Source organism: Pseudomonas sp. NFR02 (assembly GCF_900119375.1).
GTDB lineage: Bacteria > Pseudomonadota > Gammaproteobacteria > Pseudomonadales > Pseudomonadaceae > Aquipseudomonas > Aquipseudomonas paracarnis.
In genome coordinates this window covers 117611-130532 of sequence record NZ_FPJJ01000004.1, presented here as the reverse complement: position 1 = coordinate 130532, position 12922 = coordinate 117611, and the positions used below count along the sequence as shown (strand labels likewise).

At 61.1% G+C, this 12922-nt stretch carries 12 protein-coding genes; 8 read left to right on the top strand and 4 right to left on the bottom strand.

What is annotated here, in order from left to right; all coding sequences use genetic code 11:
* Nucleotides 1-16 precede the first annotated feature (16 nt).
* Complete coding sequence (locus BT199_RS14035; RefSeq protein ID WP_072434733.1) at nt 17-2926, bottom strand: aminotransferase; 2910 nt, start codon at nt 2924-2926, stop codon at nt 17-19.
* Between the two features lie 151 nt (nt 2927-3077).
* On the opposite strand from BT199_RS14035, the gene rfbB reads away from it, so the two are divergent.
* From rfbB to BT199_RS14000, 7 genes are read left to right on the top strand one after another with little or no spacing between them, the layout of a single operon-like run.
* On the top strand, nt 3078-4160 hold the full coding sequence (gene rfbB / locus BT199_RS14030) for a dTDP-glucose 4,6-dehydratase (RefSeq protein ID WP_014716493.1): 1083 nt from the start codon (nt 3078-3080) through the stop codon (nt 4158-4160).
* Nucleotides 4157-5032 (top strand): glucose-1-phosphate thymidylyltransferase RfbA, encoded by an 876-nt coding sequence (rfbA, locus tag BT199_RS14025; RefSeq protein ID WP_072434731.1) that lies wholly within the window; start codon nt 4157-4159, stop codon nt 5030-5032. Before rfbB ends, rfbA begins: the two co-directional genes overlap by 4 nt.
* The gene (rfbC, locus tag BT199_RS14020; protein ID WP_054922633.1) at nt 5029-5574 is read left to right on the top strand and encodes a dTDP-4-dehydrorhamnose 3,5-epimerase; all 546 of its coding nucleotides are present in this window, start codon (nt 5029-5031) and stop codon (nt 5572-5574) included. The genes rfbA and rfbC overlap by 4 nt, the downstream gene beginning before the upstream one ends.
* Nucleotides 5571-6440 carry a dTDP-4-dehydrorhamnose reductase gene (rfbD, locus tag BT199_RS14015; protein WP_072434729.1) on the top strand — a complete coding sequence of 290 codons (870 nt, stop codon included), beginning with the start codon at nt 5571-5573 and terminating at the stop codon, nt 6438-6440. The genes rfbC and rfbD overlap by 4 nt, the downstream gene beginning before the upstream one ends.
* Nucleotides 6441-6474: 34 nt before the next feature.
* Nucleotides 6475-8283 carry a sensor histidine kinase gene (locus BT199_RS14010; protein WP_032901796.1) on the top strand — a complete coding sequence of 603 codons (1809 nt, stop codon included), beginning with the start codon at nt 6475-6477 and terminating at the stop codon, nt 8281-8283.
* On the top strand, nt 8280-9665 hold the full coding sequence (locus tag BT199_RS14005; protein ID WP_072434727.1) for a sigma-54-dependent transcriptional regulator: 1386 nt from the start codon (nt 8280-8282) through the stop codon (nt 9663-9665). The genes BT199_RS14010 and BT199_RS14005 overlap by 4 nt, the downstream gene beginning before the upstream one ends.
* 26 nt (nt 9666-9691) lie before the next feature.
* Nucleotides 9692-10147 carry a thioesterase domain-containing protein gene (locus BT199_RS14000; RefSeq protein ID WP_072434952.1) on the top strand — a complete coding sequence of 152 codons (456 nt, stop codon included), beginning with the start codon at nt 9692-9694 and terminating at the stop codon, nt 10145-10147.
* Between the two features lie 125 nt (nt 10148-10272).
* Here BT199_RS14000 and cysQ read toward each other — a convergent pair whose 3' ends face one another.
* The gene (gene cysQ, locus BT199_RS13995; protein WP_072434725.1) at nt 10273-11109 is read right to left on the bottom strand and encodes a 3'(2'),5'-bisphosphate nucleotidase CysQ; all 837 of its coding nucleotides are present in this window, start codon (nt 11107-11109) and stop codon (nt 10273-10275) included.
* A complete protein-coding gene (gene nudE, locus BT199_RS13990; protein WP_014716485.1) occupies nt 11106-11672 on the bottom strand; it encodes an ADP compounds hydrolase NudE in 567 nt (188 codons plus the stop codon). Before nudE ends, cysQ begins: the two co-directional genes overlap by 4 nt.
* Nucleotides 11673-11759: 87 nt before the next feature.
* Here nudE and yrfG point away from each other — a divergent pair, with 87 nt between their 5' ends.
* Nucleotides 11760-12422, top strand: a complete 663-nt coding sequence (gene yrfG, locus BT199_RS13985; RefSeq protein ID WP_072434723.1) for a GMP/IMP nucleotidase — start codon at nt 11760-11762, stop codon at nt 12420-12422.
* Between the two features lie 47 nt (nt 12423-12469).
* On the opposite strand, the gene lysM is transcribed toward yrfG, so the two are convergent.
* Nucleotides 12470-12910, bottom strand: coding sequence for a peptidoglycan-binding protein LysM (gene lysM, locus BT199_RS13980; RefSeq protein ID WP_032894105.1), 441 nt, complete (start codon nt 12908-12910; stop codon nt 12470-12472).
* Nucleotides 12911-12922 lie beyond the last annotated feature (12 nt).

Below are 12922 nucleotides of genomic sequence, written 5' to 3'. Positions count from 1 at the left end.
GATAACAATCGATAAATCACAGTTGTTCATCCAGCACTTTGGACAGCATGTCCACAAAGAAGTCCACGCTGCGCCTGGACGTCACCATTGGCGGCTTGATTTTGAGGATATTCAGATAATCCCCGGTAGGTTGCATGAAAATCCCCAGCTCCCGCAGGCGATCACACAACAAGGCGGTTTCTGCCGTCGCAGGTTCCAGGGTGTGGCGATCACGCACCAGTTCAAGGCCCAGATAGAAGCCCGAACCGTGCACGGCACCGACGAGTGGATGGCGATCAATCAATTCCTCCAGTCGTGCCTTGAAATGCCCGCCTACCACTTGGGCGTTTTCCCACAGCTTTTCCTCTTCCATCACGTCCAGCACTGCCATGCCGATCCGGCAACTGACCGGGCTGCCTCCCGATGACGAGAAGAAGTAACCCTCGGCCTCCAGCGCCTCGGCAATCTCTCGGCGGGTAATCACTGCGCCCAACGGCTGGCCGTTGCCCATGCCCTTGGCCATGGTAATGATGTCAGGCACCACACCCTGCTGTTCAAACCCCCAGAAGAAATGCCCCATGCGGCCGTAACCCACCTGCACTTCATCGGCGATGCACACGCCCCCCTGGGCACGCACCAAGCCATACACCTGTTGCAGGTAACCCGCTGGCAGGGAGATGCCACCGGCGTTGCCGTACACCGGTTCACAGATAAACCCGGCCAATTGACGCTGGCTCGCGGCGATTTTCGCGAGGTTATGCTCAACACTTCGTACATAGTCCGGCGCGCTGTCCGGCCCACGGAATTCACCGCGGTAAGTATTGGGCGCGGTCACCGGGTGTACCCAATCCGGGCGGCTGCTCAAGGCCTGGGGGTTATCGGCAATCGAGGTGGACACGGCATCCGCCGCCACCGACCAGCCGTGGTAGGCCTCCAGCACGCTGAGCATGTCGCGCCCGCCGCTGTAGGCCCAGGCCAAACGAATCGCCAGGTCATTGGCCTCCGTGCCGCTGTTGACCAGGAACACCCGGTCCATGCCCTGTGGCGCCAACGCCAGCAGGCGCTCGGAGAACTCGGCAATTGCCGCATAGTGAAAGCGCGAGTTGGTGTTGAGCAACGACCATTGCCGTGCCGCCACTTCAGCCATGCGCGGGTGGCCATGGCCCAGCACGGCCACGTTGTTGAGCATGTCGAGGTAGGATCGGCCCTGCATATCAATCAGGTGGTTGCGCCAGCCGCGCTCGATACGCGGCGGGTCGGCGTAGTAGTGCTTCTGGGAGCGGGCAAAGCTGGCATCCCGCCGGGCCAGCAGGGCCTGCGGGTCCAGTTCCGGCTCAGCATCACAGGCCAGGCCCAACAGCGCCGAGGGTGACGGGCACAACGCCTGCCACGCCAACGCCCGGGAAGGTGTGCAGAACAGCGGCGGCTCAAGGTCGGCGCGGCATAACTGCACAGTCAACGGCGCCTGCACCTCGCCCAGCACCTGCCCTTTGACCAGCGTTGCGCCGGGCTTGAGTGATGTTCGCACGCCCCACAGGCGCAGGCTCAGCTCACTGTCGTGCAAGCACAGCAAGCCGTCGGCACCTTCGCGCAGCGTTCCCGCAAAGGGTGCTTCCAGCACCGTGCCGTGAGGCAGGTGCAGTTCGACATGCAGGGGTAATGTCTCGGGCTCTAGGGCACTGTCGGGGCGGGTGCGCGACAAGCGGTATTGCCCATAACGACTGGCCGCCAGCCCATGCACCGTCGCCGCTTGATCCAGCAAGCGCCGATCGATGCCGGGAGTCTCCCAATTGCCAGCCTCGAAATGCGGGCTGAGTACGCCCAGGTCGATCAGCGCGAACTCGCGCCCCACCAAGCCTGGCAATAAAGGCGCGAAGTCTTGGTTGGCGACGGGCGGTAATGTTTCACCGACGCTGCGCAGAATCGCCGCTTGCATGAGTTCAAAGGGCACCGACGTGGCGATATGGAAGATTTCCCACTCGTGTTCGGCGTTTTTCTTTAGATAAACGTTATCCGGGTCCAGGCCTTGCTGCTGCTCACTGCTGAGCACCAACACTGCCGCGCGGGCGACGATCAACGGCCACAACACCTCCAACTCTTCGCGCTGCAACGGCGTGACCGCGTGGCAGGCCTGGATCGCCGGCAAGAGGGCAAACGGATCACCGTCGGCATGGTGCAACAGCGCCGCGCAGGTCACCGACAGGTCGGCAACTCGCCAGGTACGCACCAGATCGCCAAAATCGATCACGCCTTGTATACGCCAGTGCCGCTGGACATCACGCTGCCACACCACATTGTCATCGGTGATATCCATGTGCACCGCTTGCCACGGCAGGTGTGCCGCCAACGGCTGGACATGCGCCTCGACCTGCCTGGCCACCTGCTCCAAAGCAGCACGCTGCGGCAGGTCGGGCAAGGTTGCCAGCAGGTGGGCGATCAATGCCTGCGCGTGGCGCGGGTCCCATTGCAGGATGCGCGCAAGGCCAGGGTGCTCGAAATCTGCCAGCGCGAGGCTCATCTGCCCGCACAGCTCACCAAAGCCTTCGATCACGGTGCGGCTCAGGTGGGGTAAATGCGTCAGGGGCTGGCCGTCGATGTAGTCCAATAGCCGCAGGTGCAGGGTTTGGTCATCGACGTTGACCGTCAGTAGATCCTCGCCCTCCACGGTCGGGATGACCTTGGGCACGCGCAGGCCGGGATGCGTGCCCAGGCTGTTGAGGGCCGCATGCTGGGCCTGGAGTTCAAGCGCGGCGTAGTCACCTCGGCAGATCTTCAGAACAAAGCGGCCCCGAGTGCTGTCAACTCTATAGTTGAGGTCTTGTTGACTGCCCAATGAGCGTAATTTGCCCGTCATTCCATAATGTCGCTCGAGCAGGTGTGCTGCTTGCTCGTGGGTTACTTGTGGGCAAGGCAAGCTGGCACGGTGGGTCAACGTGGCTAACGACATTGTGACGACCTTTGTTTTTTCAGGCGTCTATATCGCCATTGTTCTGTGGCGTTAATCAACCCCTTCTGCTCACGGTGCTTGCGCCAGCCCGATTCACAACTCAAGCTATGCTACTTTCGCCCAGTGTCCGTCTAAGGAAAAGGCCCTCGACATGCGCATTCTCATCACCGGCGGTGCCGGATTTATTGGCTCGGCCCTGATCCGGCACTTGATTCAACACACTGAGCATGAAGTGCTCAACCTGGACAAGCTGACTTACGCCGGCAACCTCGAGTCGCTGACCAGCATCGCGTCCAACAGCCGCTATGAGTTTGTCCAGGCCGATATCATCGACCAGGCCACCGTCAGCGCCGTGCTCGCACGCTTCGAACCCGATGCGATCATGCACTTGGCGGCCGAGTCCCATGTGGACCGCTCCATTGACGGTCCGTCGGATTTTATCCAGACCAATATCGTGGGCACCTACAGCCTGCTGGAAGCCACGCGCGCCTATTGGCAGAAGCTGGCAGAGCCGGCAAAAAGCGCGTTCCGTTTCCACCACATCTCCACTGATGAGGTGTATGGCGACCTGCATGGCGTGGACGACCTCTTCACCGAAACCACGCCTTACGCCCCCAGCTCGCCTTATTCCGCGAGCAAGGCGGCGTCCGACCACCTGGTACGCGCCTGGCAGCGCACCTATGGCCTGCCGGTGCTGTTGACCAACTGCTCGAACAATTACGGGCCGTTCCACTTCCCCGAAAAATTGATCCCGCTGGTGATTCTCAATGCCCTGGCGGGCAAGCCACTGCCGGTGTATGGCGATGGTCTGCAGGTGCGTGACTGGCTGTTCGTCGAGGATCACGCCCGTGCGCTGCTCACAGTGGTCACCACTGGGGTTGTGGGCGAAACCTACAATATTGGCGGCCACAACGAACAGAAGAACATCGACGTGGTACGCGGCATCTGCGCCCTGCTGGAAGAACTGGCGCCGCAACGCCCAGCCGGCGTGGAGAAATTCACTGACCTGATCACCTTCGTCAAGGATCGCCCAGGCCACGACCAACGCTATGCCATTGACGCCAGCAAAATCGAACGCGAACTGGGCTGGGTCCCGGAAGAAACCTTCGAGACCGGCCTGCGCAAAACCGTGCAGTGGTACCTCGATAACCTGGAATGGTGCCGCAGGGTCCAGGACGGCAGTTATCAAGGTGAACGACTGGGCAATACTGACGTGAAGGATTTGATCGCATGATGAAGGGAATTGTATTGGCCGGCGGTTCCGGCACCCGTTTGCACCCCATTACCCTGGGCGTGTCCAAACAGTTGTTGCCGGTATATGACAAGCCGATGATCTACTACCCGATCTCGGTACTGATGCTGGCGGGGATTAAGGACATCCTGGTGATCTCCACACCAGTGGACTTGCCGCAATACCAGAACCTGCTGGGCGATGGCAGCCAATTCGGCGTGCGCTTCACCTACGCGGAGCAGCCTTCGCCGGATGGCTTGGCCCAGGCGTTTATCATCGGCGAAGAGTTCATTGGCGATGACCCTGTGTGCTTGATCCTGGGGGACAATATCTTCCACGGCCAGCATTTCGGCGAGCAGCTGCGCACTGCGGCGGAACGCCCCTCAGGCGCTACCGTGTTCGGTTACTGGGTCAAAGACCCTGAGCGTTTCGGTGTAATTGACTTCGATAGTGAAGGCCGCGCCCTGTCCATCGAAGAAAAACCGGCTAAGCCTAAGTCCCACTACGCCGTGACCGGCCTGTACTTCTACGACAACGACGTGATCAAGATCGCCAAGGCGGTCAAGCCGTCGCCACGCGGCGAGTTGGAGATCACCGACGTCAACAATGCCTACCTCCAGCGTGGCGATCTGCACGTTGAACGCTTCGGTCGTGGTTTTGCCTGGCTCGACACCGGCACCCATGACAGCCTGTTGGAAGCCTCGACCTACGTTCAGACCATCGAGCACCGCCAGGGCTTGAAAGTGGCCTGCCTGGAAGAAATCGCCTACGAAAACGGCTGGATCGATCGTGACTATCTGCTGGAACGTGCCAAGTACTTTGGCAAGACCGGCTATGGCCAATACCTCTACTCGCTTGCCGGAGAGACCCAGTGAATGTAGTTGAAACCACACTACCTGGCGTACTGATCCTCGAGCCAAAGGTATTCGGCGACGAACGCGGTTTCTTCTACGAAAGTTTCAATGCGCGCGCCTTTGAAACGGCCACCGGGCTCAAGCGTAATTTCGTGCAGGATAATCACTCACGCTCGCAAAAAGGCGTGCTGCGAGGTTTGCACTATCAGCTTGAACACACTCAAGGCAAGCTGGTGCGTGTCACCTACGGTGAAGTGTTGGATGTGGCGGTCGACATCCGTCGCAGCTCACCCAACTTTGGCCAGTGGGTGGGTGTCCGTTTGTCGGCACAGAACCATCGCCAACTCTGGGTGCCGGAAGGCTTCGCCCATGGTTTCGTGGTGTTGAGTGAGTACGCAGAGTTCCTGTACAAAACCACCGACTACTACCAGCCAAGCGCCGAGCGCAGCATTCTCTGGAATGACCCGACGCTGGCAATCGACTGGGAGCTGGCCGAACCGCCGCAACTCTCCGCCAAGGATCAGGTCGGCAAACTGCTGATGGAAGCTGACCTGTTCCCATGAAAATCCTCATCACCGGCCAACACGGCCAAGTCTCCCAGGAGCTGCAACAGCGGCTCCAGGGCTTGGGCGAACTCATCGTCCTGGGCCGCGACCAGCTTGATCTGGCAAACGCAGACCTTATCCGCCAACAAGTGCGCGCCCATCGCCCCGGCCTGATCATCAACGCGGCGGCCCACACCGCCGTCGATCCGGCCGAGAGCGAACCGGACGCTGCGTTCGCCATCAATGCCATCGCCCCCGGCATCCTCGCCGAAGAAGCCAAGGCCCTGGGCATCCCGCTGATTCACTACTCGACCGACTACGTGTTCGACGGCACCAAACCTGCCCCGTACACCGAAAGCGACACGCCGAACCCATTGGGTGTCTACGGCCAGAGCAAGCTGGCGGGTGAGCAGGCGATTGCGGCTGTTGGCGGCCAGTACCTGATCTTGCGTACCAGCTGGGTCTATTCGGGCCATGGCAAGAATTTCCTGCTGACCATGCAACGCCTGCTGCAGGAAAAAGCGCAGATGCGCATCGTTGCCGACCAGATCGGTGCGCCGACCTGGGCCGGGACTATCGCCAACAGCACCCGCGTGCTGATCGAGCAGTGGCAGGCCGGTAAGGCAGGGGATTGGGGTGTTTACCACCTCACTGCCCAGGGTGAAACCTCGTGGTTCGGTTTTGCCGCGGCGATTGGCGAGCAACTGCGCGCCGAAGGCAAGGCCTGCGCCGAGCTGGAACCGATTCCTTCCAGCGCCTACCCGACCCCCGCCAAGCGCCCGCTGAACTCGCGCCTGGACTGCACGCGCCTGCAACAGCAATGGCACGTCAGCCAGCCACAATGGCAAGACGCATTGCACGAGTGTCTTGCACAGCAGCACTAGGCATAATGCGCCTGTACTCACAGGCGCGACTTCCATGACCCCACCCCTTGCGCGAAGACCCCGCTGGCGCAGCCTAGCCCTGCTGGCTCTGTGCCTGGCACCGCTGTTGTGGCCGCTGGAGCATTTGGCCGAGCGCTATTACCGCAGCGAACTGGCCGGGCAAAATCGCCAGACCCTCGACCTCTACGTCGCCAACTTGCTGGGCACCCTGCACCGCTACGAAATACTGCCGCAGATCCTCGGTGACTTACCGGCCCTGCGTACTGCATTGGACGCTCCTCATGTCAGCACCCACCTGGTCAGCGCCAACCAGTTGCTCAAGGATGTCGCCGCCCAGGCCGGGGTAGAGGTGATGTATCTGATGGACACCACCGGCAAGACCCTCGCCGCGTCCAACTGGGACAAACAAGACAGCTTTGTCGGGCGCAACTTTTCCTTCCGTCCGTATTTCAGCGAAGCCATGGCCGGGCGCCTCGGCCGGTTCTTCGGCCTGGGCACCACCTCGGCCAAGCGCGGCTACTTCTTCGCAGCAGCGGTACGTGACGGCGATACTATCATCGGGGTGCTGGTGGTGAAGGTCGACCTGGACCATACCGAAAGCCTGTGGGGCAATACCCCCGAACAACTGTTGGTCACCGACCACAACGGCGTGGTGATCCTCACTTCGCGCCCGCAATGGCGATTCCGCGCCACGCGGCCACTGACCGCCGAAGAACGCCAGGCCATCATTGCTATCCAGCCCTACCCCACCCGCGACCCGCAGCCACTGAGCCTCAGCAGCAGCGCTTGGCTGCGCCAATCCACAGCCATCGCAGAGACCGGCTGGAACGTGGAAATCCTCGCGCCGCGCTCGCTGATCAACCGCCCGGTGCGCACGGTCGTTGCCGTGGGCGGCGCCACGTTGTTGGTGCTGATGCTGTTGCTGGGGTTGCTGATGCAGCGCCGCCGGCACTACCTGGAACGCATCGCCTTCGAAGCCAAGGCCCGCCGCGAGTTGGAAATGCGCGTGGCCGAGCGTACCAGTGACCTGGAGGGCCTGAACCGGCGCCTGAAGCAGGAAGTGCTGGAGCGCGAACACGCCCAGCAAGAACTGGTGCGCGCTCAGGACGACTTGGTCCAGGCCGGTAAACTGTCGGCGCTGGGCACCATGTCGGCGAGTATCAGCCATGAACTGAATCAGCCACTGGCGGCGATTCGCAGCTATGCCGAAAACGCCGAGATCCTGCTCGACCATGAGCGCACCAACGATGCCCGTGGCAACCTCAAGCTGATCAGCGAATTGACCGGGCGCATGGCTTCGATTATCGCCCACCTGCGTGCCTTTGCCCGTCGCGACCGGCATGCGCCGGAGAGCGTGGCTTTGCAACCGGCGCTGGACGACGCCCTGGCATTGCTGGCCAAGCGTCGGCGTTCGATGGAGGTGGAGTTGATCCGCGACCTGCCAGAGGCAACCCTGTGGGTGCAGGCTGGTGAAACCCGCCTGCGCCAGGTGCTGGGTAACCTGCTGGCCAATGCCTTGGACGCCCTCACCGAAAAAGGCCCGCCACGCAAACTCTGGCTGAGTGCCGAAACCACGCCCCATGGCGTCAACTTGTATATTCGCGACAACGGCCCGGGCTTTTGCATGGAAGCCCTGGGCCGCGCCAGCGAGCCGTTCTACACCACCAAGACGCGCACCCAGGGCCTGGGCCTGGGCCTGGCGATCTGCGACACGCTGATGCGCGCCTTTGGCGGCGAACTGTTGTTCGCCAACCACAAGGAAGGCGGCGCGCTGTTAACCTTGAAATTACGTGCCGGCTCGCCGGGCGTCAGTCTGCAACCGTCCGAGGACCGCAGTGTATGAGTATCGACAACTCGATTCAGGTGGTATTGATCGACGACGATCCACACCTGCGTCAGGCCCTGTGCCAGACCTTAGACTTGGCCGGCCTGAACGTCCTGCCCCTGGGAGAAGCCAACGGGCTCACCGCACGTCTGTCCCGAGACTGGCCGGGCGTGGTGGTCAGCGACATCCGCATGCCCGGCATGGACGGCCTGGAATTGTTGGCCGAACTGCACGGCCAGGACCCCGACCTGCCGGTGCTGCTGATCACCGGCCACGGCGACGTACCGCTGGCGGTGCAGGCCATGCGTGCCGGCGCCTATGACTTCCTGGAAAAACCCTTCGCCAGCGACGCGCTGCTCGACAGCGTGCGCCGCGCCCTGGCCCTGCGCCGGCTGGTACTGGACAACCGCAGCCTGCGCCTGGCTCTCAGCGACCGCCAGCAACTCAGTACGCGCCTGGTAGGGCACTCGCCACAGATGTTGCGCCTGCGCGAGCAAATCGGTGCACTGGCCGCGACCAAGGCCGATGTGCTGATCCTCGGCGAAACCGGCGCTGGCAAGGAGGTCGTCGCCCGCGCCCTGCACGACCTCTCAAGCCGACGCAGCGGCCCGTTTGTGGCGATTAACGCCGGAGCACTGGCGGAATCGGTCGTGGAAAGCGAACTATTCGGCCATGAACCGGGCGCGTTTACCGGCGCGCAAAAGCGCCGTATCGGCAAGTTCGAGTTCGCTAATGGCGGCACGCTGTTCCTCGATGAAATCGAAAGCATGAGCCTGGATGTACAGGTCAAGTTGCTGCGCCTTTTACAGGAGCGCGTCGTGGAGCGCCTGGGTGGCAATCAGCTGATCCCGCTGGATATCCGCATTATCGCCGCCACCAAGGAAGACCTGCGCCTGGCCGCCGATCAGGGCCGTTTCCGTGCCGACTTGTATTACCGCCTCAATGTGGCGCCGCTGCGCATTCCCCCGCTACGGGAACGGGGTGAAGATGCGCTGATGCTGTTCCAGCACTTCGCCGACGAGGCCAGCAGCCGCCACGGCCTGCCCTTACACGAACTGCAACCGGGCCAGCGCGCGCTGTTGCTGCGCCACAGCTGGCCGGGCAATGTGCGGGAACTGCAAAACGCCGCGGAGCGTTTCGCCCTCGGCCTGGAGTTGGCCCTGGATAACGCCCAGGACCATCCCGCCGCCGGCGTGCTGACCTCCACGCCCGGAGGCCTGAGCGAGCAAGTCGAACAGTTCGAAAAAAGCCTGATCGCCGCCGAACTGACCCGCCCCCACAGCTCCGTGCGCAGCCTCGCCGAAGCCCTGGGCGTGCCGCGCAAAACCTTGCACGACAAACTGCGCAAACACGGCCTGAACTTCGCCGACAGTGCCAGCCAGAGCGCCGATGACGAATGACATCGTCCACCTACGAAGAGGCCGCCATGAGCCGCGATAGCCGTTACCTGGAATCCATCCTTCACCATGACATCCCACTCACCCGGGAAATGGGCCTCAGGGTGCTCGACTGGCAACAAGACCAGCTGCAACTGCACCTGCCCTTGCAAGCCAATATCAACCACAAGAGCACCATGTTTGGCGGCAGCCTCTACTGCGGCGCCGTGCTGGCGGGTTGGGGTTGGCTGCACCTGAAGCTGCGTGAAGCCGGGATTGAAGACGGGCACATCGTGATTCAGGAAGGGCAGATCAGCTACCCGCTGCCGGTGACCCAGGACGCGACAGCCATTTGCGCGGCGCCGGATGAAAAGATTTGGAAGCGCTTTGTGGCGACCTATCAGCGCTATGGGCGGGCGCGGTTGGCGCTGGAGACGTGGATTGTGAATGAAGGCAGTGCAGAGCGTGCCGTCGTCTTCACCGGCCAATACGTCCTGCATCGCTAGCAGCCATGACACAAAACAACTGTGGGAGCGGGCTTGCCTGCGATAGCGGTGGATCAGCCAATAGCTGTATGACTGACACTCCGCCATCGCGGGAAAGCCCGCTCCCACATTTTGCTCTGCAGGCCTTAAGATCTGGCCAGGGTCAGCAGCCGATCACGCCAGGCGGCCTTGGCTGGCAATGCCAAAAAGAACGGGTTCAGCAACGACTCCCGCGCCGGGTAGCTGAACGGCTTGCCATTCAACTCCAATACTTCACCCCCAGCTCCTTCCAATACACCCTGGGCCGCTGCGGTATCCCACTGCGAGGTCGGCGCCAGGCGCGGATAACAATCGGCACTGCCCTCGGCTAATAAGCAAAACTTCAAGGAGCTGCCGATGTTCGCCAGTTTCAACTCGCCCAAGCCTTCACTGAGGCCATTCAGCAGGCGCTCCTGCTCAGGGCTGGTATGACGACGGCTGGCCACCACCGTAAAGGCCTCACCCGAGGCCGGAGCCTGGCGTACTTGAATCTGCTTGGGCGCTGCATTGACGTCCGACCGCCAAGCCCCCAGGCCCGCGCCGCCGAAGTAGCAACGGCCAGTGGTCGGTATCGACACCACGCCGAACACCACGCGGCCCTGTTCGATCAATGCAATATTGACGGTGAACTCTTCACTGCCAGAAATGAATTCCTTGGTGCCATCCAGAGGGTCCACCAACCACCAACGCTGCCAGCCGGCACGCACGCTCTGATCGATATCGGCGTCCTCTTCAGACAGCACTGGAATGCTTGGGTCCAGCGCGGTGAGGCCAGCGAGAATCAGATGGTGGGCAGCCAGGTCAGCAGCCGTCACGGGAGAATCATCCGCCTTGGACGTCACGGCTACCTCGGCACGCCAGTACGGCAGGATGGCTTCACCCGCCTGCCGAGCCAGTTCAATGACCGGGGCGATAAACGGGTGGCCTAAAAACAGTTCGCTCATGCGGTGAACGCTCCACGCTGGGTCAACAGGTCTCTCACCAGATACAGCGCCGCCAGGGCGCGACCTTCGCTGAATTGCTCGTTTTGCGCCAACGCCGACAGCTCACGCAGGTTGACCCGGTCTACCCGCATCGGTTCGGGCTCATCACCTTCAAGGCGCTCTTCGTAGAGATCGGTAGCCAACACCACCTGGATCTTCTGGCTCATATAGCCGGGCGACAATGACAGCTCGGTGATGTGCTCCAACTGCCGTGCGCCATAGCCGGCCTCTTCCTTGAGTTCGCGGTCTGCCGCTGCAAGCACGTCTTCGCCGGGCTCGATCAGGCCTTTGGGCAACGACAATTCATATTCGTCAGTGCCGCCGCAGTATTCTTCCACCAGCACTGCATGGTCTTCATCGATCATCGCCACAATCATCACAGCGCCGTAGCCCGTACCGCGCCCGACAAGACGCTCGTAGGTGCGCTCAACGCCATTGGAAAAGCGCAATTGCACTTCCTCCACGCGGAACAAACGGCTACTGGCGACTATTTCGCGGGCGAGGACAGTGGGTTTCTGGCGCATAAACGGCTCCTTGGCGTGATCGGGTTACTATACCGTGGCTTTTCCGATTGTCTGTGTCGGATATTTTTACTTACATGAGACCCCACCATGCCCTCTCTGCCCTGGCACGCCATCGACACCGTCCTGCTGGACATGGACGGCACCCTGCTCGACCTGCATTACGATAACCACTTCTGGATGGAGCACCTGCCCCAGCGCTACGCCGAACTGCACGGTGTGAGCCAGGCCATGGCGGAGATGGAGCTGCAACCGCTGTTTGAGCGTAACGCCGGACAGTTGCAATGGTATTGCCTGGATTTCTGGAGCGCCGAGCTCAAGATCCCGGTGCGCGAACTCAAGCTGGAAACCGCCCACCTGATCGCCCTGCGTCCGGATGCCGATACGTTCCTGGCGGCGATCAAACAGGCCGGCAAGCGCGTGATCATGATCACCAACGCTCATCGTGATTCGCTGTCATTGAAGTTGGAGCGCATTGAACTGGCGCCGTATTTCGAGCGATTGATCAGCTCTCACGACTACGGTTTCCCCAAGGAAAACCCGCAATTCTGGGAGGCCTTACAAGCGGATATCCACTTTGACCCGGCCCGTAGCCTGTTTATAGATGACACTTTGCCGATCCTGCGCAGCGCCCGGGATTTCGGGGTCGGTCATTTGCTGGCAGTGAAAGAGCCTGATAGCAAGAAAGGACCAAAGGACACCGCAGAATTTTTAGCAGTGGGGGATTATCGAGATCTCATTGCCGGACTTTGATCAAGTGTGGGAGGGAGCACGCCCCTTCCCACATTTTGTTCTGCGTATTACTCAGGGATGCGCAGTGTCTGGCCCGGGTAGATCTTGTCCGGGTGCGACAACAGTGGCTTGTTAGCCTCGAAAATCTTGTTGTACTTATTCGCGTCGCCATAGACCGTTTTAGAGATTGCGCTGAGAGTGTCACCGCTTTTCACAACAACAAAGCGTGAAGCCACCACGACTGGACCACTGACAGTAATCTGGTCATCCACACTTGCCACGCCGGCAATGTTACCCAGCGCCAACAGGATCTTCTCTTTCTCTTCCTGCGTGGCCACTTCACCGGTCACCGTGACCTTGTCGCCATCCACCGTGGTCTGCACGTTTGGATTACCCAGGCCCACCTTGCTCACATGCTCCTTCAACTGCTCACTGGCGTTCGCATTACCCGGCGTCAACAGGTCGACAATCTTTTCGCCGGCTTCTTTGATAAAGCTAAAAATACTCATGGTGCGCTCTCC